Origin of the sequence: Bradyrhizobium sp. IAR9 (assembly GCF_013408065.1) — a bacterium.
GTDB lineage: Bacteria > Pseudomonadota > Alphaproteobacteria > Rhizobiales > Xanthobacteraceae > Bradyrhizobium.
On record NZ_JACBZW010000005.1, the window covers coordinates 518501 to 539082 of the forward strand.

Below are 20582 nucleotides of genomic sequence, written 5' to 3' on the forward strand. Positions count from 1 at the left end.
GCGTCAGGCACACCGCCACGGACATATCAATTTCATTCGATACCCCCGAAAGAAAGCATCGAGAATATTAACCTCAGCCCGCAGAACAAGGACGGCCCGGTCGCGGCCTGATCCAGGTCAATGTCCCCCGCGCCGGATGGTCTATCCATTGGTCGCAACTTCGGGACATACACATGACCAACAAGCCGATCGATTGGACGCCGGACCTCTCCCTGCCGACCTCCAAATCCACCGTCCAGCACTTCATCGCCAAGGCCGGCGGCGATCGCCTGGAGATCGACACTACGTCCTGGGGCGAGGCCGACCTCTCGGTGAACGGTCAGTCGATCGCTCACCTCGAAACGGCCGCGAGCGCTGGCGACGCATTTCGAACCCTCGAGACGATCGCGGAAGATTTGGAAGCCGACAAGAATGCGCGCCTCGATCAGGTGATCGAGGATGACGAGGTCCGCGAAAAGCTGGGTCTGGCGCGCATCTAAGGCCATCGTAGCCCGTGAGATCGCTGATATCGCTACGGCGATGAATGCCATCCGCGCGCGTCGGAACGAGGCGGCGGGGATCCCCTAGGAACCATCGCACGACGCACGAGTTGGCCGGTCGGGCAGGACCGAAAATCACACGAGGCCGACCGTGCAAGACGACATGCGCGTGCGCACCACCGCGCAGATCGCGGGTCATCCTGTTCATCCGATGCTGGTGCCGATCCCGATCGCATGCTTCGTCGGGGCGCTCTTGACCGACATCGCCTATGTCGCCAGCGCCGAGATCATGTGGGCGAATTTTTCCGCCTGGCTTCTGCTCGCTGGCGTCGTCTTCGGCGTGCTGGCGGCGATCGCGGGCCTGATTGATTTCCTCGGCAACCGCCTGGTGCGGGCGCAAACGCCGGCCTGGCCGCATCTGATCGGAAATGCACTGGCGCTGATCCTCGCCGTCGTCAACGCGCTGATCCACACCCGCGATGCCTGGACCTCGGTGTGGCCGACCGGGCTCGTTCTGTCCGTGATCATGGTGCTGATCCTGCCCGTCACCGGCTGGCTCGGCTGGGCCATGGTCTATCGCCACGGCGTAGGAGTTGCACGATGATATCGAAGCTTGCCCGGGCGCTGGTGTTCTCGCCGCTGCTGTTGCTGGCTGGCTGCGACGACGGCAGCGGCGACCCCAAGGCGCAGATCGGCGCCAACCCAAAACTTCCCGACATCCAGCAATATTTGCTGCCGCCGGTCCACATCGCGCGCATCGTCGGCTGGAAGAAGAACGAGACGCCGGCTGTGGCTGAGGGCCTGCAGGTCAAGGCCTTCGCGACCGGCCTGCAGCATCCGCGGTTCCTCTATGTGCTGCCCAATGGCGACGTGCTGGTGGCGGAATCCAAGGCGCCGAAGGGAGGCGCGATCAAGCGTCCCAAGGAGATCGTCATGGGCTATATCGAGTCCTGGGCGACCTCGGGCGGCAATGACACCGGGCCGGGCAACCGCATCATGCTGCTGCGCGACAGCAATGGCGACGGCGTGCCGGATACGCAAAGCGTCTTCCTCGACCATCTCAACTCGCCGTTTGGCATCGCTCTGGTTGGCAACGACCTCTATGTCGCCAACGCCGATGCGATCGTCAAATATCCCTACACGGAAGGCGACACCAAGATCACCGCGCCGGGCACGGTGCTGACGCCGCTGCCGGGTGGGCCGATCAACCATCACTGGACCAAGAGCCTGGTCGCGAGCCCCGACGGCTCGCGTCGGCTCCAACAGCAACATCACCGAGAACGGCATGGAGGCCGAGCACAACCGCGCCGCGATCCTCGAGGTCGATCGTGCCAGCGGCCGCTGGCGCGTGTTCGCAAGCGGCCTGCGCAATCCCAACGGGCTCAGCTTCGAGCCGCAGACCGGCGCGTTGTGGACGGTGGTGAACGAGCGCGACGAGCTCGGTCCCGATCTCGTCCCTGACTACATGACCTCGGTGAAGGACGGCGGCTTTTACGGCTGGCCCTATAGCTATTACGGCCAGCACGTCGATCCCCGCGTCAAGCCGCAGCGACCGGATCTCGTCGCCAAGGCGATCGTACCGGATTATGCCCTGAGCTCGCATGTCGCCCCGCTCGGGCTCGTCTTCAACACCGGCTCCGGCCTGCCGGCCGCCTATCGTGGCGGCGCCTTCGTCGGCGAGCATGGCAGCTGGAACAGGAAGGTGCTCAACGGCTACAAGGTCGTGTTCGTGCCGTTTATCGAGGGCAAGCCGAGCGGACCGGCGCAGGACGTCGTGACGGGCTTTTTGAACAGCGACAACCAGGCGCGTGGCCGTCCCGTCGGCGTCGCCATCGACAAGACTGGCGCGCTGCTGGTCGCGGACGACAGCGGCAACACGGTGTGGCGCGTCAGCGCTGCGCATCCGCAGCTGACGCAACGATAGGCCCGCGGGCGCGTTATCGGACAGACGGTGAAAGCCAAATTCTGAAACTCAAAGCCAGGAGTTGGACAATGGGCCTTGCTCAATATGCCATCGTGCCGGTGAGGGACGAATGGGGCGTGCTGCACGACGGCGACGTCAAGAACACATACGCCACCAAGGAAGCTGCATTCGAATCGGCGGTCGCCGCCGCATCCCTCGCGCTGCGTGAGGGCCATGAAGTCCAGGTCAGCGTGCCCGGCCGCGAAGCCGGAGGCAACGCGCTCGGCGTCCAGGACAACGCTTGAGAAGGAAGACGCGATGACCAAGCCGCGTGAGCCGAACGGCGTCGAGCCATCCCGCTCCGAGGACGACATCCAGCGCGAGCAGCTGGGTCCCCGCGGCGTGCCCGGTGCGCCTGATCCGGCCAAGATGACGCCGCAGCGCGACAAGAAGACGCCGAAGCACGTCGATCCCGGCCACACCGCGTGAGGCGGCTCGGCGGCCTCACATGATCAGACGATCAACCGTCCGCGCCGCGCGGCGATCCCGATCGCAACCTCGGCACCCGCGTTGAAGTCGAGACGGTCGGCTTCAATGCCGTCGCTGAAGATGACGCCGTTTTCCGCCATCAGCGAGCGTATGCGCAACTGGTCCGCCGAGGCGAGCCGGCCGCAGACGAGATGGGTCTGCGAATGGCGGCTCGGGAAGGGCTCGCGCACCGCGAAGCGCAGCTCTGGCGCGTCCCAGGGCAGGGCCTCGTAACCGGTCAGCGGGGGAGGCTGCCCAACAAGACTGCCGGCAATGGCCAGCGAGCCCGTGACGATGCTTTTGAACCAGGCGGTCGATCCGAGGCCGGTCGAGACGATCAGTCCGCTTGAAGATTGCCGTTCCGTCGCCCCGCCGGCGGCAATCTCGTAGATCGCGGAGACATGCGTCCGTGCGCCGATGAACAAATCATTGACGGCATAGAGCACCTGGCCATCGTTGAGCCGTGCTTCCGCCATCGTCACGGCCTGGCTGTCGCGCTTCTCAGTGGCGACCTCCGGCAGGAGCTTGGCGAGGTCGCGCGGCGCGAAGGGCAGGAGGATGCCGTCGTGGCGCGCGGGATCCGGATTGAGCCCGATCAGCGGATGGTCATCGAGATATTTCATCGTGTTGGCGACGACGCCGTCCTGGCCGAGCGCGACGACGATGTCATCAGGCCCGAAGAGGAAGTTCGGCAGGAAGCCGCGGTCGATGACCTGATAGCGCCCCCATTGCTCCAGCACTTGCAGCGTCGTGTGACGCTGGGCACGATAGATCTCGTGCTCGCGCTCATAGTCGGAGAAGTCGGCGCCGAGATGTTCGACATAGAAGCGCGCCTGTGCCGCCGTCAGGTGGCGCGCGATCAGGTCCTCCAGCCTGGTCTTGCGCGTCACCAGCACCACCTTGCGGTCATTGGCGGCGGGCATTGGCGGCCTCCGTCGGCTTCGGCTTCTCCATCAACTGGCTGAGCAGGTCCGGCGAGACGTTGAGCTGGCCGATCTTCTCGGCCTTCTCGGCAATGCCGGAGAAGGCTTGTGCGATCAGCTGACCCGGCTGCATGCCGGCAGCGGCAAGCGCCTGGATCACGCGGGTGTCGACGCCCTCGAAGATCTTCATCAGCGCGCCGACGCGATAGGCCTCGGCGTCGGCCAGCGTCCTGGTATTCTCGGCATTGAGGCCGACGAAATCCTTGCGCTTGCCTTCCAGCACGATGTCCGCGGCCATGCCGGCCTCGCGCAGCTCATTGCGCTTTGCCGCAACGCTCGCCTCGGCGTCCATCTGGGTCTCGCGAATTGACCGCTTCTTCTGCTCGACCGCGATCTCGGTGTCGAGCTCGCTCTCGCGAATGGCGCGTTCCTGCTCGACGGCGAAGTTGCGCCGGGCGAAGATCGCTTCGTCCGCGTTCTTCAGGATCGCTTCGCGCGCTTGCGCCTCCAGCGCCTTCGCGGTGTCCGGCGTCGGCTTGATGCCGCGGATCGACACGCCGAGGATTTCGAGGCCGAGAGCTGCGATGTCGGCGCGCGCCCTCAAGCCGCCCGCGATGATGTCGGCGATGCGGTCGGACGCCTGCAACGCGTCCCTCAGCGTCAGTTCCTTCACCGCTTGCTGGGCGAGGACCTCGACCGTGCCGAGGATGCGTTCCGGCAGCTTTTCCGGATCGTCGCTCGCATAGGTCTTGCCGTCAGCCTTCAGGGTGAAGTCGAGCATCGAGGCCGCCTTCTTCGGGTCGCTGACGCGATAAGTCACCTGGCCCTGCACGGTCAGCGTCTGAAAGTCGCGCGCGGTCTGCTCGAAGATGAACGAGGCGTCGCGGCTGCCGATGGGCACCGCGACCAGCATGGTCACCGGCGCGTAATACAGCGCGGAAAGACCAGCACCCTCGGCGACGATCGCGCCGGCGCGATACTTCATCAGATAGGTGGTGGGCTGGGCCTTGATGAACCTGACGCCGAACATGTGTTTCTCCAACGGCTGCAATAAGTGTGTCTGGGCAACTAAGTAAGTTGGACTGTACAACTAACTATGCTACTGTCAAGACCGAACAGGGGAGATTGGCGATGGCAGGTGAGGGGCGGAGCAAGGACCTTGGCAAGGGCCTTGGCAAGGGCCTTGGAAAGTCTGGAGAATTGGACTTTCCGCGCCCCCTGACCACGGTCGATGTCGTGATCTTTACGATCCTCGACGACAGCCTTCAGGTGCTGCTGATGCAGCGCCCGGCCGGCGAGGGCGAGCCGTTTCCGCTCAGCTTGGCGCTGCCGGGCGGCTTCGTGGACGTCACGAAGGACCGCGACCTCGCGGCTTGCGCGGCCCGCAAGCTGAAGGAGAAGACCGGGGTCACCAGCCCTTATCTGGAGCAACTCGGAAGCTGGGGAAGCGCGACGCGCGATCCGCGCGGCTGGTCGGCGACGCACGCCTATTTCGCGCTGATCCCGGCGGACGCAAGCGTGCTGGCGAACGATGCGCACTGGTTTCCAATTCGAGGGGGCAGGCTCAAGGACAAGCTCGCCTTCGATCACGGCGACATCCTCGCAACCGCGATCCAGCGCCTGCGCAACAAGGTGGAATACACCTCGCTGCCGGCCTATCTGATGCCGCCGGAATTCACGCTGCCGGATTTGCAGCGCGTCTACGAGATCGTGCTCGACCGCCCGCTGGAGAAGAGCGCCTTCCGCACCCGCATCCTGTCGGCCGACATGATCGAGCCGGTCGCGAAGATGCGGCGCGGCCCGAACCGCCCGGCGCAACTCTACCGCCTGAAGAAGGGCAGCGAGCCCGTGTATTTCGTGCGGACGTTCAATCCGCCGGAATGAATTCCGCGGCGGCATGCCGAGCCGTCGGTCAGCGTGCAGGATGGGTCGGCTCGGCCCTTTAGCCCAGATAACATCATGTTAGGTTTATCGCATAACTGGGTAATTGTGTTAGCCCGGCGAAAGCCTACTGTCTCTTCACTCAAGACACCGACCGGCAGTGCCAAGCGCTCGCGGAGTTCCGCAGAGCGCCCGGGGATTGCTGTCCAATTGTCCAGCGAAGCCCGCCAACGGGACGCATCAAACGAACAGATCGGGAGGAGCTTTTGTGATGGGTACCACGCGCGCGATCCACGACATGAGTCAGTCCAGAAAGGCTGCTGCCAGCGGCTGGATCGGGTCGGCTCTCGAATATTATGACTTCTTCATCTACGCGACCGCTGCGTCGCTGATCTTCCCGCAAATCTTCTTCCCGTCGGACAATCCCACGGTCGCGATCGTCGCATCGCTGGCGACCTATGGCGTTGGATATGTGGCCCGGCCAATCGGCGCCTTCGTGCTCGGACATTGGGGCGATACCCATGGCCGCAAGACGGTTCTCATCCTCTGCATGTTCCTGATGGGCATCTCGACCATGGCGGTGGGCATCCTGCCGACCTATCAGCAGGTCGGCATCCTGGCGCCGATCCTGCTCGTCATGCTGCGCCTCGTGCAGGGATTTGCCGTTGCCGGCGAAATCTCCGGCGCAAGCTCGATGATTCTCGAGCATGCGCCGTTCGGTCGACGCGGCTTCTATGCAAGCTTCGCCCTTCAGGGCGTGCAGGCCGGACAGATTCTCGCAGCTGCGGTCTTCCTGCCGCTGGCGGCCTATATGCCGACCGACGCCTTCAACAGCTGGGGCTGGCGGATTCCCTTCCTGCTCAGCTTCTTCGTCATCGTCGCGGGCTACATCATTCGCCGCGAAGTCGACGAGACCCCCGCCTTTGAGCGAGAGGGCGAGCGGGGAGAAACGCCGCGGGCGCCCATCGTTCAGGCCATCAAGCTGAACTGGCCCGACATGCTCAGGGTCATCTGCATGGCGCTGATGAATGTCATTCCGGTTGTCGCGACCATCTTCGGTGCGGCCTACGCGGTGCAGCCGGCCTACGGCATCGGCTTTGCCAAGGACGTTTATCTGTGGATCCCGGTCCTCGGAAACATGCTGGCCGTGTTCGTTATTCCCTTCGTCGGCAATCTCTCCGACAAGATCGGGCGCAAGCCTCCGATCGTCGTGGGCGCGCTGCTCTCCGGCTTGCTCGCCTTTGGCTATCTCTATGCCATCAGCATCAGGAACGTGCCGCTGGCGATCCTGCTGTCGCTCCTGATGTGGGGCGTCGTCTATCAGGGCTATAACGCGATCTTCCCGAGCTTTTACCCGGAGCTGTTTCCGACCCGCACACGGGTGTCGGCGATGGCGATCTCGCAGAACATCGGAACGACCATCACCGCCTTGCTTCCAGCCCTGTTCGCCATCGTAGCGCCTCCCGGCTCGGCCAACATTCCCTTGACGGTGGGCGCGATCGCCTTCGGCATCACGGTGATCGCGGCGCTGGCGGCCGTCACGGCCCGGGAAACCTATCGGATCAAGATCGACGATCTCGGCAATCCCAAGGCCGTTCCGATGCCGCGAGCCGACTATGAGCGGCAGCGTGCGGAAGCCGCGAATGGTGTGGCCGCAGTTCAGACCTGACGAGAACGCAAGGAAGCCGTGCCGCTGCGACAATTGATGTTTGCGGCGGCAGGGCTCTGCGCGCTATGTCAGGGCCTGATCGAACTTGGTGCGCGTGAGCGCGATCATCATGAGGTTGCAGGATGAACCCCGTCGTCGTTGCTGTCGCTATCACCGGCTCCGTTCCGCGCAAGAAGGACAATCCGGCGGTGCCGATTCTGCCGTCCGAACAGATCGAGTCGACGCAGGAGGCCTTCGAGGCCGGCGCCACGCTTGCCCACATCCACGTTCGCAATGATGACGAGACGCCGTCGTCCGATCCCGAACGTTTTGCGAAGGTAGCGGAGGGGATCAGGAAGCATTGTCCTGGCATGATCGTCCAGTTCTCGACCGGCGGGCGGGGCCGCGATCCCTCGGCGCGCGGATCGTCGCTTTATCTGAAGCCGGACATGGCCTCGTTGTCCACGGGATCGGTGAACTTCCCGACGATTGTTTATGAGAATAGCGCCGCCCTGGTCGAGACCCTCGCCACCGGCATGCAGACGAATGGCATCCGGCCGGAGATCGAGATCTTCGATCTGTCTCATATCCATGGTGCCCGCCGCCTGATCGAGGCGGGGCTGATCGACACACGTCCGCACGTGCAGTTCGTCATGGGCGTCAAGAACGCGATGCCGGCGGACGAGCATGTCCTCGACATCCTGCTGGCAGAGCTCAGGCGGCTGATCCCGCACGCGACCTGGACCGCGGCCGGGATCGGACGTCACCAGGCCGAGGTCATGGGCTGGGCGCTGGCGCGGGGCGCCGACGCGGTTCGGACCGGGCTCGAGGACAATATCAGGATCGACAAGACGCGCCTCGCCGCCAGCAATGCGGAGCTCGTGACCATCGCCTGCGAGGCTGTCACGCGCCACGGTCGCCGCGTTGCGACCGCCGCCGAGGCGCGATCCCTGCTCGGGATCGCGCGGTAGAGGCTACTGCCTCCTCCTGACATGCTCCCGGCTGCCTTCTGCCATTCGGCGGCCGGCGTTCCCGTGCGCTGAGTCTCCAGCTAAGAGAGGTGTCACAGGCGTGATCGGCGCCTGCCGGGCAGGCGAACGTTTGGAATGCGGTTCTTGAAATCTGACAGCGGGCTGATCGGGGTCCTGCTGGTGCTCGCCATCACGCAGCTGGTCGGATGGGGCACGATCGGGCTTCCTGCCATCGTCGGGCGCGATCTCGCCGCCGATCTCGGCATGAGTCTGCCGGCGGTGTTCGCGGGGACATCCGTTCTCTACGTCTCGATGGGGCTGTGCGCGCCGTGGCTCGCCAAATCGTTTGCGCGGCATGGCGCGCGGACGGTCATGATGGTCGGCACGGTCGTCACCGCGCCCGGCTTCGTGCTGCTGTCTCTCGCGCGCGAGCCGGTGCTCTATTTCGCCGCCTGGATCGTCCTCGGCATCGCCGGCAGCGCCACGCTGTCGACCGGCGCCTATATCATGCTGAACGAGGTCGCGGGGCGGCAGGCCAAGAACGCGATCGGGGCCTTGATGCTGGTGACGGGCCTGTCCAGCAGCATCTTCTGGCCGACGACGTCGTTCCTCAGCGGACACCTGGGCTGGCGGGGGACGTGCCTGGTTTACGCGGCCATGCTGATCCTCGTGTCGCTTCCGCTCTATGCATTCGTGGCGCCGCGCCGGAGACTTGCGAAGGACGATGGCGGCACGCCGGCTAAGTCTGCCGATGTGCCCGCGATTCCAAGGAGCACTTTCGGCCTCGTCGTCGCCGCGATCACGCTCAACGCCTTCGTCAATTTCGGCATCAGCGCCATCATGATCGAGCTGTTGCGGGCGGAGGGGCTCACGCCTGCGCAGGCCCTCGCGTTCGGCTCGATGCTGGGCGTGATCCAGGTCAGCGCCCGCGGGCTGGATTTGCTTGGCGGCGGGCGATGGGACGGGATCACGACCGGGCTCGTCGCGGGCACGGCGCTGCCCGTCGCCATGCTGCTCTTGATGCTGAGCGAAGGCGCGACCTGGGCGGTCGCGGTCTTCATCCTGCTCTATGGCGCCGGCAGCGGCGCGATGGCGGTGGCGCGGGCGACCATCCCGCTGGTGTTCTACGACCAGGCCGAGTTCGCCAAGGCGATGTCGATGATCGCGCTGCCGCTCAATCTGGCGTCCGCGATCTCGCCGCCGCTCCTGGTCGGCCTGCTCACCCAATTCGGCAGCCGCGGCGCGCTCGGTCTCACCTTCGTCTGCTCCTGCGCGACGGTATTGATCCTGATCCTGCTCGGCCGGCGGCGGCCGCGCGTGGCGGCGGCAGCCGTGACCTGAGCCGATCAGGCAATATTCGCGTCGCGGAAAGCTGCCGACAGGAATTGGCTTGCTGCCGAAGCTGCGGATAGCCGTATGCCGCCAGTGCAGTGCTCAAGGCGCCAAAATAGTGTATCCGCTGGGGAGCGCGGCCGCTCAGAGCCGCCGCGCCAAAATCAGCTCTAAGATTCAGTTCCCTGGAGGAAATCGACATGTCGGCCCTGCCGCTCTCAGGCATCAAGATCCTTGACCTCACGCGCGTGCTTGCTGGGCCTTTGTCGGCCCAGATGCTGGGCGATCTCGGCGCCGAGGTGATCAAGATCGAGCGGCCGGGCACCGGCGACGAAGCGCGCGCCTTCGGCCCGCCTTACCTCAGCGATCCCGAAGGCAAGGCCAACAACAACAATTCCTTCTATCTCTGCGCCAACCGCAACAAGAAGTCGGTCACCGTCAACATCGCCAAGCCCGAGGGCCAGGCGATCATCCGCGAGCTCGCCAAGGACGTCGACGTCTTCATGGAGAACTACAAGGTCGGCGATCTCAAGCGCTACGGCCTCGACTACGAGACCATCAAGGCGATCAACCCCGGCATCATCTATTGCTCGGTGACCGGCTTCGGCCAGACCGGACCGTACGCGCCGCGCGCCGGCTATGACGCCATCCTGCAGGCGATGGGCGGCCTGATGAGCGTCACCGGCCACATGGATGGCGAGCCGGGCGAGGGCCCGATGAAGGTCGGTCCCTCCATTGTCGACTACATGACCGGCATGAACACCTCGATCGGAATTCTCTCGGCGCTCTACCATCGCGACGCCAATAACGGGCAGGGCCAGCATATCGACGTCTGCCTGTTCGACACGGTCATTGCGTCGTTGTCGCACTGGCTGCAGATCTACCTCGTCAACGGCAAGACGCCGCCGCGACGCGGCACCTGGGGCAATGGCGGCATGCCGGCCGGCGTGTTCCGCTGCACCGATGGCGAGCTGATGCTGGTGGTCGGCAATGACGGCCAGTTCCGGAAGACCTGCGCCGTGCTCGGCGAACCCGAGCTTGCGAGCGATCCGCGCTTCGTCAAGAACAACGACCGCGTCACGCACGGCAAGGAGATCATGGCGATCTTCGCCGGCCTGTTCCTGAAGCAGCCGGTGGCCTACTGGCTGGAAAAGCTGGAGGAGGCCGGCGTGCCCTCGGGTCCGATCAACAATTTCGAGCAGGTGTTTTCCGATCCGCACGTCCAGTCGCGCGGCATGCGGGTGAAGACCGAGCACAAGTTCGAACCGGAACTCTCGCTGATCCGAAACGCGCTGACTCTTTCGGGCACCCCCATCACCGAATATCGCGCCCCGCCGCTGCTTGGTGAGCACACGCAGGAGGTCCTCGGCGGCAAGCTCGGCTATGATGCGGGCAAAATCGAGACGCTGAAGCAGCAGGGGATCATCTAACTCAGCAGAGGCAGCGTGCGCTCTTACCCTCTTCCCTCGTGGGAGAGGGTGGTTCGCAGCAAAGCGGCGGCCGCAGAGGACGCGCGCGCGATGCTCGGGCTTGCCTGAGGCTTGCGCGCCATCCCCAGATAGTTCCGGTCCGTAGTCTCACAGGCTTCCGTTCCGCGCCAGACTCTGTTTCGATCTCTCCACTAACGTCGGGAGGGAAATGGATGTCCTACACGATCGGGTTCCAGGCCAAGGACCAGAAGGCAATTCTGGCGACCGAGGCGGCCACCGCCAATCAGGCCGTCGCCATCGTTGCCGCACTGCGGCAGAGTGCCGAGGAGATCAAGTTCATCCGCTCGCCGCAGGAAGGCGAGATGGGCATCGAGATGCTGCTGCTGCTCGCCAAGGAAGAGGCCGAGGAGATGCCGCAGCGGGCCTGAACCCGTCGCGACAACCACACTTCGATTAAAAGCGAAGCATGCCGACTGCAGAATAAGGTAGTCCGGCGTCGGTCTCGCTTGAACCGAAGGTGGCTGCATGAAACGCGAAGCGCTCCGCGTCGAACCGATCTCGACCTTTCTCGACCGCCGCAACGCACCGGTCTCGCCGGTGACGCGCGCCGGCAACATGATCTTCGTCGCGGGCCTGCCGCCGTTCGACCCCGAGACGGGCGAGATCGCGCAAATGCCGATCGAGCGGCAGAGCGAGATCGTCATGGAGCAGATGAAGCTGTGCCTCCAGACGGCCGGTGCCTCGCTCGACAACGTCATGAAGTGCAACGTCTACTGTACCTCGACGAAACATTTCGCCGCGTTCAACGCCATCTATGCACGCTATTTCCCTGAAGATCCGCCGGCGCGGATCTTCGTCTGCACGCCGGAATGGTTCGGCCCCTTCGACGTCGAGATCGACTGCATCGCGATGATGTGAGGGACTACCGCGCCGCGACCCGCGCCGGTGCCTTCGTCTCCGCCCGTCCCGCCGTCAGCGCCATCGTCGCCACGCTGACCACGCGCGCGACCACGTCCTCGACGTCGTCGAGGTCGCATTTGCCTTCCGACAGTTTTGTCAGCCGCTCGCTCTCGCGGATGGTGTGGTGTGCCATCGCGAGCGCGAAGTTGAGGCCCCAGTAGATATCGACGTCGCTGCGGTCGGGCAGGGCGCGGCGCATCGCGCCGGCGAATTTGCGCAAATGGTCGATCTCGCGGTTCTTGATGCGGCGGATCGGCGGCACGGATTCAATTGAGGCGCGGATCATGAAGCGCGCTGCGGTGGAGCGCTGGTTCTCAGGCCCGAGGCAGCCGCGCAGCGTCGGCCCGACCAGCGCGTGCAAGATCACCTCGATCGGCGCACGGCCGCCGCCTTGCTCTTCCGCCGCCTTCAATTCGCGCAGGCGCTCGCGGTTGGTGGCGATCGAGCGGGTGACGAATAATTCCGCGATCAGCTCGTCCTTCGAGCCGAAATGATAGTTCACCGCGGCGAGGTTGACACCCGCCTCCGCGACGATGTCGCGCAGCGTCACGTCGCCGAAGCCGCGATCGGCATAGAGCCGTTCGGCGGCGGCGAGAATGGCAGACCTCGTATGATCGCTGGCCATGACCTTTATCCCGTCATTCCGGGGCTCGCGAAGCGAGAACCCGAAATCTCGCCCCACATTTCGAGATTCCGGGTTCAGCCCTGCGGGCCGCCCCGGAATGACGTCGTGAGCGAGGGAGTTGCAATTCAAACAGTTGTATGAAACTATCGTTTGAAGGCCGGATATGTCAATCGCAATCGGACCCGTTCGCAACTCGCGAAGCCGGTTCCGAAGCGTCCGCAAGCCGCGCGCTTGCGGGCTGCGCGCAGCGGGAGACCAGTCCGGCGCAAAACAGGCTCGCGAAGCAAACAGCTTCGCAGAAGAGAGACGAGGAGCGTCCCATGGATTTCGATCTGTCCCCCAAGCAGAAGGAATGGCTCGACCGCGTGCGGTCCTTCATGGCCAAGCACGTGCGCCCGGCGGTGCCGATCTATGATCAGCAGGATCACGCCGGCGAGCGCTGGAAGGTGATCCCGATCCTGGAGGACCTCAAGAAGAAGGCGAAGGCCGAAGGCCTCTGGAACATGTTCATGCCGCCGTCCGAGCATGAGGATGATGAATTCCGCGGCGCGGGACTGACCAATCTGGAATACGCGCTGCTGTCGGAAGAGATGGGCCGCATCACCTGGGCCTCGGAAGTATTCAACTGTTCCGCGCCCGACACCGGCAACATGGAAGTGTTCATCCGCTACGGCTCCAAGGAGCAGAAGCGCAAATGGCTGCGTCCGCTGATGGACGGCGAGATCCGCTCCGCCTTCCTGATGACGGAACCGGCGGTGGCCTCCTCGGACGCGACCAACATCGAAACCCGCATCGAGAAGGATGGCGATCATTACGTCATCAATGGCCGCAAATGGTGGTCGTCCGGTGTCGGCGATCCCCGCTGCAAGATCGCGATCCTGATGGGCAAGACCGATTTCAAGGCGGCCAAGCATCAGCAGCAGTCGCAGATCCTGGTTCCGCTCGACACCCCCGGCATCAAGGTCGAGAAGATGCTGCCGGTGTTCGGCTTCGACGACGCGCCGCACGGCCACGCCCAGGTGTTGCTGGAGAACGTCAGGGTGCCGAAGGAGAACATCCTGCTTGGCGAAGGCCGCGGCTTCGAGATCGCGCAGGGCCGTCTCGGCCCCGGCCGCATCCATCACTGCATGCGCACCATCGGCAAGGCCGAGGAGGCGCTCGAGAAGATGGTGAAGCGCCTGTCCTCGCGCAGCGCCTTCGGCAAGAAGATCGTCGAGCACAGCGTGTGGGAGCAGCGCATCGGCGATGCCCGCACCAATATCGAGATGACGCGCCTGCTCTGCCTCAAGGCCGCCGACATGATGGACAAGGTCGGCAACAAGACCGCGCAGGCCGAGATCGCCATGATCAAGGTCGCGGCGCCCAACATGGCGCTGAAGATCATCGATGAGGCGATCCAGGCCTTTGGCGGCGCCGGTGTCTCGGACGAGGCGGGTCTTGCCAAGGACTACGCCCACATCCGCACGCTCCGTCTCGCCGACGGTCCGGACGAGGTGCACAATCGCGCCATTGCCAGACTTGAGGTTCGGAAGTATGCAAACTCTCCCGGTCACTAAGAGGGAGAGCCGGGAGGCGCTCCCGATCTGAAGAAACGGCAGGGCACGATGCGGTGACCGCTTGACGCAAGTGCGTCAGCGGTTACCGATTAGGATCATGCTCGACCTGAAATGCTCAGGACTGAAGAGGGAGCGTCATCGTGGCTGACGGCGTCAGGAAAGACGAAGAGTTCTCGGGCACCAAGCCGGTCGAGGAGCGTCATCGCTTCGACGAGATGCGGCTCGAAGCCTGGATGCGCGACAACGTCGAAGGCTATCAGGGGCCGCTGGTCGTGCTCCAGTTCAAGGGCGGCCAGTCCAATCCGACCTACCGGCTGAACACGCCGAACCGTTCCTACGTGATGCGCCGCAAGCCGTTCGGCAAATTGCTGCCGTCGGCGCATGCGGTCGATCGCGAATATCGCGTGATCGCGGCGCTCGGCAAGCAGGGCTTTCCCGTCGCGCACGCCTATGCGCTGTGCCAGGACGACGGCGTCATCGGCGCGGCCTTCTACATCATGTCGATGGAGGAGGGCCGGGTGTTCTGGGATCCGACACTGCCGAGCCAGGATGGCGATGCGCGGCGCAAGATCTTCACCAGCAAGATCGAGACGCTGGCGAAGCTCCACATGTACGACCCCACGGCGATCGGGCTCGGCGAGTTCGGCAAGCCTGGCAATTATTTCGCGCGGCAGATCGACCGCTGGACCAAGCAATATCGCGCGTCCGAAACGCAGCACATTCCCGAGTTCGAGAAGGTCGCCGAATGGCTGCCGAAGACGGTGCCGGAGCAGGCCCGCGTCTCGATCGTCCATGGCGACTATCGTCTCGACAACATGATTTTCCACGCGACGGAACCGCGCGTACAGGCCGTGCTGGACTGGGAGCTGTCGACGCTCGGCGATCCCATGGCCGACTTCACCTACCTGTTGATGCAGTGGATCATGCCGGGCCTGCAGGGCGCGGACCTCAAGGCGCTCAATATCCCGAGCGTGGAAGAAGCTGCGCAGATCTATTGCAACGTCACCAAGATGACGGTGCCTGATCTCAACTGGTACTTCGCCTACAATCTGTTCCGTCTCGCCGGCATCACCCAAGGCATCGCCGGCCGCGTCCGCGACGGCACCGCCGCCAACGCCAAGGCGCTGGAGTCAGCCAAGCGCACCGTGCCGCTGTCGCAGGCCTCATGGGAATACGCGCAGAAGGCCGGCGCAGTGTAGGAACGACGAAGGCGCGGCCGGTGTGGCCGCGCTTTTTCTTGCGCCACTCTCGCCACACACTCCGTCATTGCGAGCGTAGCGAAGCAATCCAGACCATTTCCGCGGGGGCAGCCTGGATTGCTTCGTCGCAAGGGCTCCTCGCAATGACGAGGAGGCGGGATACGAGCCCCCTGATTGACAGCTCTCGTAGGGTGGGCAAAAGCGCGCAGCGCTGTGCCCACGATCTCCCCGTGATCGCAGCCTGATGGTGGGCACGCTTCGCTTGCCCACCCTACGGCACCTACGACGCCGCCTTCGCACAATGCGCGATCAGTCTCTCCACGAACCCCGCACACTTCTCCAGCTCCGCCATCTCCACGAATTCATCCGGCGTATGCGCCTGCGCGATCGAGCCCGGGCCGATCACCACGGATGGGATATCGGCCATGCTGGCGAACAGGCTGGCCTCGGTGCCGAAGGCGACCTTGGCGTGGTCGTTGCGCCCGGCAAGGCTCTTGGCGAGCGTGACGATGGCGGCGTCGGCGGCGGTGTCGAGGGCGGGGTAGTCGAGGATCTCTTCGAAATCGATGCCGCACTCCGGATGCCGCGCCTTCATCGCCGGCTCGAGCTCGGCCCTGGCCCAGGCGACGATCGCATCCGTCACCTCCCTGGACTCGGTGATGCCGATTCCGCGGCATTCGAAATCCACCGTGCAGGTATCAGGCACGATGTTCAGCGCCGCGCCGCCATGCACGATGCTGGTGAGCAGCGTCGAATGCGGAACGTCGTAGAGGCTGTCGGTCGCTCGCACGGCTGCGAGCGCCACGGCGCGGCGGCGGATCTCGACGATCAGCTCGGCGGCATATTCGATCGCGTTGACGCCGTCGGGCGCGATCGAGGAGTGGCGGGCGAGGCCGCGGAAGGTTGCGCGCACGCCGTGCTTGCCCTTGTGGCCGATGATGACCTTCATCTCGGTCGGCTCGCCGATGAAGGCGCCGAGCGGTATGATCCGTTTCTTCGCGACCTCGCCGAGCATCGGCCGCACGCCGACGCAGCCGATCTCCTCGTCGTAGGAGATCGCCAGATGAATCGGCGTTACGAGCTTGGCCTCCAGCATCTCCGGCACCATGGCGAGGCACACCGCGACAAAGCCCTTCATGTCGGTGGTGCCGCGGCCGTAGAGCTTGCCCTCGCGCTCGATCAGCCTGAAGGGATCGTGGCTCCAGTCCTGTCCCACCACCGGCACGACGTCGGTATGGCCCGACAGCACCAGGCCCGGGCGGTCCTCGGGGCCGATCGTGACCCACAGCGAGGCCTTCTGCCCTGTTACGTCGGTGATGCGCTCGCCCTTGACGCCGAACGCGGCGAGGTAGCTCTCGATATGGGCAATCAGGGGCAGGTTGGTGCGGTCGCTGACGGTGTCGAAGCCGACGAGGTCGGCGAGGAGTTTGCGGATACGGTCGGGTCTTGAGCTGGGCATTGTCTCGTTCTGTCAGGGAGTATGGAGGCTGCAGTGCTTGCAGGAACCATACCAACGCGGTGGCTGATTGCGCAAATCAACACAAACCCGTAGCCGGATGGAGCGAAGCGTAATCCGGGGCCTGCGTGCTTCGTGACAGGACTCCCGGATTACGCTGCGCTTCATCCGGGCTACAAGGGCCACAATCCCTTGGGTTGCCCGTCGGGCAAAACACGCCAGCGCTGGGTCAACGCAGGGCGACAAAAATATTCCACTTTACCGAAATTCGGAAATGACGTATGTGTCGCCTCAACCCGGCCCAAGGAAGAGGGGCGTATCGCGATCGTCACGAACGCGGGCCGGGCGGCGGTGGACGCAGGTGACATCGGCGCGAAGAGCAATCGCAGGGCGGAGAGCCGTGAGCGAAGGCATCGCGCACACGACCGGTGTGATTCTAGCGTACGGCAAAATCGTGTGGTCCTGACGCCCGGGGTCTGTGCGTCAAGTGTTGCGGTGATGGGTGTCGTCCAACCGGACGCATCCCTCAGCCATCCGCAAGGCGACGGGGGCAATAGTGCAACGCTCCCCGGGGAGAGCACGACATAAGCCGTAAACCCACTGCGCAGGGAAGGCCGGGATGTCCTGGCTACACCTGTATGCCGCTGTGCAGCTTCTTGTTACGCAGGTTTCGCACAGTGGACCTCGGGTGCCAGCGGGCTCCCGGTCTTCCCTGCGCCCTCTTTCAATTATGAGGGTGAAGAGATGAAGCAAAGCTCGGGCGAGATGAGCCGCGAGGATGCGAGGGTGTGTCTGCGGTTTGAGCTACGTGCCACGATCTCGATCTCGTAGGGTGGGCGAAGCGCAGCGTGCCCACGCCCTGTGGCTCAGGGAGAGGTGATCGTGGGCACGGCGCTATGCGCCTTTGCCCACCCTACGGCACGGCGGCTGGATCTGCACTGGAGCATCGCAATGACGATGTGGAGAGAGCTGCCAAACTCGCCTCTCGTGCCCTGGACGCTGCGCAGCAGCCCAAGAACGCTGCAGCGCGTCCGGGACACGCGAGAGTTAAACCGGCTTGCCCGTATACGGCATCGACGCGGTGAGGCCACCGTCGACCGGGAACGCCTGGCCGTTCACATAGGAGGCTTCGTCGCTGGCCAAAAACAACCCCATCGCCGCGAGCTCGTGCGGTTGGCCGGGGCGCTTGAGCGGATTGAGCTGGCCGATCTTGTCCTGGGTGCCGCGCTCCTTGGCGCGGTCGAAGATCGGTTTTGTCATGCCGGTCTCGATCAGGCCCGGGCACACCGCGTTGATGCGCACGCCGGTGCCGGTGAGCGAATACGCCGTGGTCTGCACCAGGCTGATCACGCCGGCCTTGCTTGCGGCATAGGGATGCCCGCTGGCCCCGGCCTTGAGGCCTGCAACGGACGCGGTCAGCACGATCGCGCCGGACTGCTGCTTCACCATGTGCGGCATCGCGTGCTTCACGGCGAGGAACGGGCCGATCAGATTGACGCGCAACACCTCCTGCCAATGCTCTACGGTTTGCTCGCCGAGCGGGACGAGCCCGCCGCTGACGCCGGCATTGGCCCAGATCACGTCGAGTCGGCCGTGGGTCTTCACCGCCTTGTCGATCACGGCGATGACGTCCGTCTCGGAGCCCGCGTCGGCGATCATGGCTTCCGCGACGCCGCCGGCCTTCTTCACCTCGTCGACGGTCTCCTTAACCGCCTCGGTGCGATCGACCGCGATCAGCTTGGCGCCTTCCCGGGTGAACAGCAGCGCGGCGGCGCGACCGATGCCGCTGCCGGCGCCGGTGATGATGACGGATTTGCCTTGCAGGCGGCCCATGCGTTCTCTCCTGTGGTGCCTCACGCGACGCTTGCCGCGCGACGAAATTTCAAACAAGATTTCAAACGGTAAAAGTGTCTTGAGACACGTTCACACCTGACGTACAGCGACATCAAACGGGATGGAAGGGTTTCGATGGCAGGCGCAGACAAGCCCAATGTGGTCATGACACGGTGGTGGTGGGTCCGTCACGCGCCGGTGCGCAATGACGGCGGCAACATCTACGGACAAAGCGACATCGCCTGCGACACCAGCGATACCTATGTGTTCAACGCTGTTGCCAAGGTGCTGCCACGCACGGCGGTCTGGTATTCGAGCAATCTGATGCGCACGCACCAGACCGCGGAAGCGATCTGGGCGGCCGGCTTCCCAAGACCTGAATCGATGAAATGGGAAGCGGACCTCGCCGAGCAAAATCTCGGCCGCTGGCAGGGCATGAACCGCGCCCAGTTCGTCGCCAGCCGACCCGTCGGCACGAGCTGGTTTGCCGACATCAACGAGCCCGCGCCCGGCGGCGAGAGCTTCATGGATCTCTACAACCGCACGCGCCGCACCATCGAGCGGATCAACGCTGAGGCGGGGGGACAGGACATCATCGCGGTCGCGCATGGCGGCACCATCAAGGCGGCGCTGGGGCTCGCGCTCGACGGCCAGCCGGAGCGGGGATTGTCGTTCGACATCGACAATTGCTCGGTGACGCGGCTGGATTATTTCGCAACTCCCGAGCGCAAGGTCTGGCGGCTGCCGATGGTGAACCAGCAGCCGTGGATCGCGGATGCTGCGCACGCGGCGATGCATCAGCCGGCGGGACCGGAGGTCAAGAAGCTGGCCTGAGTGAGCTGTCATTCCGGGGCGATGCGCAGCATCGAGCCCGGAATCTGGAGATGAAGACAAAGATCAATCTGGGAGAGAAACATGGCCTTGTTCGACATGAAGGGGAAAGTCGCCGTCATCACGGGATCGACGCGCGGCATTGGGCTTGCGATTGCCGAGCGCATGGCCGAGCACGGCGCCAAGGTCGTGATCTCATCGCGCAAAGCCGATGTCTGCGAGCAGGTGGCCAAGGGCATCAACGACAAGTTCGGCAAGGGCACTGCGGTCGCGATCGCTGCGAACATCTCCTCGAAGGAGAACCTGCAAAACCTCGTCGATGAGAGCAACCACGCCTTCGGCAAGATCGACGTGCTGGTCTGCAACGCCGCCTCGAACCCATACTACGGTCCGCTCGCCGGCATCTCCGACGACCAGTTCCGGAAGATCCTGGACAACAACATCGTCGCCAACAACTGGCTGATCTCGATGGTGGTGCCGCAGATGATCGAGCGCAAGGACGGCTCCATCATCATCGTCTCCTCGATCGGCGGGTTGAAAGGCTCGACCATCCTCGGCGCCTACGCCATCTCCAAGGCCGCCGACATGCAGCTCGCGCGCAACCTCGCCTGCGAATACGGCAAGGACAACATCCGCGTGAACTGCATCGCGCCCGGCCTGATCAAGACCGATTTTGCCAAGGCGCTGTGGGACAATCCGGAGAACCTGAAGGCCTCGACCGCGCGCTCGCCGCTCCTGCGCATCGGCATCCCCGACGAGATCGCCGGTGCCGCGGTGTTCCTGGGGTCCAAGGCCGGCGACTTCATGACCGGCCAGACCATGGTGATCGACGGCGGCGCGACGATTAGCTGAGAAGCGTTGTAGGCCACGGTGTGGCCGCGAGTGACGGTGCGCTCCCTCTCCCGCTTGCGGGCAGGGGCATCGCATATGGGTTTTGTCTAGCTATTGCATTGGAAGGCAAGACGGATTCTGAAGACGACTCCCGGAAGACGGAGGGGGTCGGATGCAGAAGTTCAGAAAGGCCTTT

At 64.2% G+C, this 20582-nt stretch carries 20 protein-coding genes and 1 pseudogene; 16 read left to right on the forward strand and 5 right to left on the reverse strand.

Going from position 1 to position 20582, the window contains the following annotated elements; translation table 11 throughout:
- Window positions 1-173 precede the first annotated feature (173 nt).
- From GGD67_RS17300 to GGD67_RS17320, 5 genes and pseudogenes are all read left to right on the forward strand, one after another.
- On the forward strand, window positions 174-479 hold the full coding sequence (locus GGD67_RS17300) for a hypothetical protein (protein ID WP_179734416.1): 306 nt from the start codon (window positions 174-176) through the stop codon (window positions 477-479).
- A 163-nt stretch (window positions 480-642) separates the two neighbouring features.
- Window positions 643-1083, forward strand: a complete 441-nt coding sequence (locus tag GGD67_RS17305) for a DUF2231 domain-containing protein (protein WP_179734480.1) — start codon at window positions 643-645, stop codon at window positions 1081-1083.
- Window positions 1080-2403: pseudogene (locus GGD67_RS17310) on the forward strand (PQQ-dependent sugar dehydrogenase). The gene GGD67_RS17305 and the pseudogene GGD67_RS17310 overlap by 4 nt, the downstream one beginning before the upstream one ends.
- A 68-nt stretch (window positions 2404-2471) precedes the next feature.
- The gene (locus tag GGD67_RS17315) at window positions 2472-2687 is read left to right on the forward strand and encodes a hypothetical protein (protein ID WP_018322207.1); all 216 of its coding nucleotides are present in this window, start codon (window positions 2472-2474) and stop codon (window positions 2685-2687) included.
- Window positions 2688-2700: 13 nt separating this feature from the next.
- Window positions 2701-2871, forward strand: a complete 171-nt coding sequence (locus tag GGD67_RS17320; protein ID WP_018322208.1) for a hypothetical protein — start codon at window positions 2701-2703, stop codon at window positions 2869-2871.
- 23 nt (window positions 2872-2894) lie between these two features.
- Here GGD67_RS17320 and GGD67_RS17325 read toward each other — a convergent pair whose 3' ends face one another.
- The gene (locus GGD67_RS17325; RefSeq protein WP_179734418.1) at window positions 2895-3833 is read right to left on the reverse strand and encodes a sugar kinase; all 939 of its coding nucleotides are present in this window, start codon (window positions 3831-3833) and stop codon (window positions 2895-2897) included.
- A complete protein-coding gene (locus GGD67_RS17330; RefSeq protein WP_038972347.1) occupies window positions 3817-4863 on the reverse strand; it encodes an SPFH domain-containing protein in 1047 nt (348 codons plus the stop codon). Before GGD67_RS17330 ends, GGD67_RS17325 begins: the two co-directional genes overlap by 17 nt.
- Before the next feature lie 101 nt (window positions 4864-4964).
- Here GGD67_RS17330 and GGD67_RS17335 point away from each other — a divergent pair, with 101 nt between their 5' ends.
- From GGD67_RS17335 to GGD67_RS17365, 7 genes are all read left to right on the forward strand, one after another.
- The gene (locus tag GGD67_RS17335) at window positions 4965-5717 is read left to right on the forward strand and encodes an NrtR DNA-binding winged helix domain-containing protein (RefSeq protein ID WP_179734420.1); all 753 of its coding nucleotides are present in this window, start codon (window positions 4965-4967) and stop codon (window positions 5715-5717) included.
- A 268-nt stretch (window positions 5718-5985) separates the two neighbouring features.
- Window positions 5986-7383, forward strand: a complete 1398-nt coding sequence (locus GGD67_RS17340; protein ID WP_179734421.1) for an MFS transporter — start codon at window positions 5986-5988, stop codon at window positions 7381-7383.
- 122 nt (window positions 7384-7505) lie between these two features.
- Entirely contained in the window at window positions 7506-8333 is an 828-nt protein-coding gene (locus tag GGD67_RS17345; RefSeq protein WP_179734423.1) for a 3-keto-5-aminohexanoate cleavage protein, read from the forward strand.
- A gap of 135 nt (window positions 8334-8468) precedes the next feature.
- Window positions 8469-9674: an MFS transporter gene (locus tag GGD67_RS17350; RefSeq protein ID WP_179734425.1), complete on the forward strand. Its 1206-nt coding sequence runs from the start codon at window positions 8469-8471 to the stop codon at window positions 9672-9674.
- 191 nt (window positions 9675-9865) lie between these two features.
- Entirely contained in the window at window positions 9866-11095 is a 1230-nt protein-coding gene (locus tag GGD67_RS17355; protein WP_179734427.1) for a CaiB/BaiF CoA-transferase family protein, read from the forward strand.
- 212 nt (window positions 11096-11307) lie between these two features.
- Window positions 11308-11523 carry a hypothetical protein gene (locus GGD67_RS17360; RefSeq protein ID WP_018322217.1) on the forward strand — a complete coding sequence of 72 codons (216 nt, stop codon included), beginning with the start codon at window positions 11308-11310 and terminating at the stop codon, window positions 11521-11523.
- A 97-nt stretch (window positions 11524-11620) separates the two neighbouring features.
- Window positions 11621-12013 carry a RidA family protein gene (locus tag GGD67_RS17365; RefSeq protein ID WP_179734429.1) on the forward strand — a complete coding sequence of 131 codons (393 nt, stop codon included), beginning with the start codon at window positions 11621-11623 and terminating at the stop codon, window positions 12011-12013.
- Window positions 12014-12017: 4 nt separating this feature from the next.
- Here the strand turns inward: GGD67_RS17365 and GGD67_RS17370 are convergent, their stop codons facing one another.
- Window positions 12018-12680 (reverse strand): TetR/AcrR family transcriptional regulator, encoded by a 663-nt coding sequence (locus GGD67_RS17370; protein ID WP_092260275.1) that lies wholly within the window; start codon window positions 12678-12680, stop codon window positions 12018-12020.
- A 320-nt stretch (window positions 12681-13000) separates the two neighbouring features.
- On the opposite strand from GGD67_RS17370, the gene GGD67_RS17375 reads away from it, so the two are divergent.
- Window positions 13001-14236, forward strand: coding sequence for an acyl-CoA dehydrogenase family protein (locus GGD67_RS17375; RefSeq protein WP_018322220.1), 1236 nt, complete (start codon window positions 13001-13003; stop codon window positions 14234-14236).
- Window positions 14237-14376: 140 nt separating this feature from the next.
- A complete protein-coding gene (locus GGD67_RS17380) occupies window positions 14377-15435 on the forward strand; it encodes a phosphotransferase family protein (RefSeq protein WP_179734430.1) in 1059 nt (352 codons plus the stop codon).
- 280 nt (window positions 15436-15715) lie between these two features.
- Here GGD67_RS17380 and argE read toward each other — a convergent pair whose 3' ends face one another.
- Together argE and GGD67_RS17390 are read right to left on the reverse strand one after the other, a co-directional pair.
- A complete protein-coding gene (argE, locus tag GGD67_RS17385; protein WP_179734433.1) occupies window positions 15716-16894 on the reverse strand; it encodes an acetylornithine deacetylase in 1179 nt (392 codons plus the stop codon).
- A gap of 1044 nt (window positions 16895-17938) precedes the next feature.
- Window positions 17939-18724 (reverse strand): SDR family NAD(P)-dependent oxidoreductase, encoded by a 786-nt coding sequence (locus GGD67_RS17390; RefSeq protein ID WP_018322223.1) that lies wholly within the window; start codon window positions 18722-18724, stop codon window positions 17939-17941.
- A 135-nt stretch (window positions 18725-18859) separates the two neighbouring features.
- On the opposite strand from GGD67_RS17390, the gene GGD67_RS17395 reads away from it, so the two are divergent.
- Window positions 18860-19558, forward strand: a complete 699-nt coding sequence (locus tag GGD67_RS17395) for a histidine phosphatase family protein (protein WP_179734435.1) — start codon at window positions 18860-18862, stop codon at window positions 19556-19558.
- 81 nt (window positions 19559-19639) lie between these two features.
- The gene (locus GGD67_RS17400) at window positions 19640-20407 is read left to right on the forward strand and encodes an SDR family NAD(P)-dependent oxidoreductase (protein ID WP_179734436.1); all 768 of its coding nucleotides are present in this window, start codon (window positions 19640-19642) and stop codon (window positions 20405-20407) included.
- The last annotated feature ends 175 nt before the right edge of the window (window positions 20408-20582 follow it).

Excerpts from the sequence above, each read along its gene's own strand:
- GGD67_RS17340 (WP_179734421.1), top strand. The coding sequence starts at position 5,986 with ATGGGTACCACGCGCGCGATCCACGACATGAGTCAGTCCAGAAAGGCT.
- argE (WP_179734433.1), bottom strand. The coding sequence starts at position 16,894 with ATGCCCAGCTCAAGACCCGACCGTATCCGCAAACTCCTCGCCGACCTC.
- GGD67_RS17355 (WP_179734427.1), top strand. The coding sequence starts at position 9,866 with ATGTCGGCCCTGCCGCTCTCAGGCATCAAGATCCTTGACCTCACGCGC.
- GGD67_RS17375 (WP_018322220.1), top strand. The coding sequence starts at position 13,001 with ATGGATTTCGATCTGTCCCCCAAGCAGAAGGAATGGCTCGACCGCGTG.
- GGD67_RS17330 (WP_038972347.1), bottom strand. The coding sequence starts at position 4,863 with ATGTTCGGCGTCAGGTTCATCAAGGCCCAGCCCACCACCTATCTGATG.
- GGD67_RS17345 (WP_179734423.1), top strand. The coding sequence starts at position 7,506 with ATGAACCCCGTCGTCGTTGCTGTCGCTATCACCGGCTCCGTTCCGCGC.
- GGD67_RS17370 (WP_092260275.1), bottom strand. The coding sequence starts at position 12,680 with ATGGCCAGCGATCATACGAGGTCTGCCATTCTCGCCGCCGCCGAACGG.
- GGD67_RS17305 (WP_179734480.1), top strand. The coding sequence starts at position 643 with ATGCGCGTGCGCACCACCGCGCAGATCGCGGGTCATCCTGTTCATCCG.
- GGD67_RS17365 (WP_179734429.1), top strand. The coding sequence starts at position 11,621 with ATGAAACGCGAAGCGCTCCGCGTCGAACCGATCTCGACCTTTCTCGAC.
- GGD67_RS17320 (WP_018322208.1), top strand. The coding sequence starts at position 2,701 with ATGACCAAGCCGCGTGAGCCGAACGGCGTCGAGCCATCCCGCTCCGAG.
- GGD67_RS17350 (WP_179734425.1), top strand. The coding sequence starts at position 8,469 with ATGCGGTTCTTGAAATCTGACAGCGGGCTGATCGGGGTCCTGCTGGTG.
- GGD67_RS17315 (WP_018322207.1), top strand. The coding sequence starts at position 2,472 with ATGGGCCTTGCTCAATATGCCATCGTGCCGGTGAGGGACGAATGGGGC.
- GGD67_RS17300 (WP_179734416.1), top strand. The coding sequence starts at position 174 with ATGACCAACAAGCCGATCGATTGGACGCCGGACCTCTCCCTGCCGACC.
- GGD67_RS17395 (WP_179734435.1), top strand. The coding sequence starts at position 18,860 with ATGGCAGGCGCAGACAAGCCCAATGTGGTCATGACACGGTGGTGGTGG.
- GGD67_RS17390 (WP_018322223.1), bottom strand. The coding sequence starts at position 18,724 with ATGGGCCGCCTGCAAGGCAAATCCGTCATCATCACCGGCGCCGGCAGC.
- GGD67_RS17325 (WP_179734418.1), bottom strand. The coding sequence starts at position 3,833 with ATGCCCGCCGCCAATGACCGCAAGGTGGTGCTGGTGACGCGCAAGACC.
- GGD67_RS17400 (WP_179734436.1), top strand. The coding sequence starts at position 19,640 with ATGGCCTTGTTCGACATGAAGGGGAAAGTCGCCGTCATCACGGGATCG.
- GGD67_RS17335 (WP_179734420.1), top strand. The coding sequence starts at position 4,965 with ATGGCAGGTGAGGGGCGGAGCAAGGACCTTGGCAAGGGCCTTGGCAAG.
- GGD67_RS17360 (WP_018322217.1), top strand. The coding sequence starts at position 11,308 with ATGTCCTACACGATCGGGTTCCAGGCCAAGGACCAGAAGGCAATTCTG.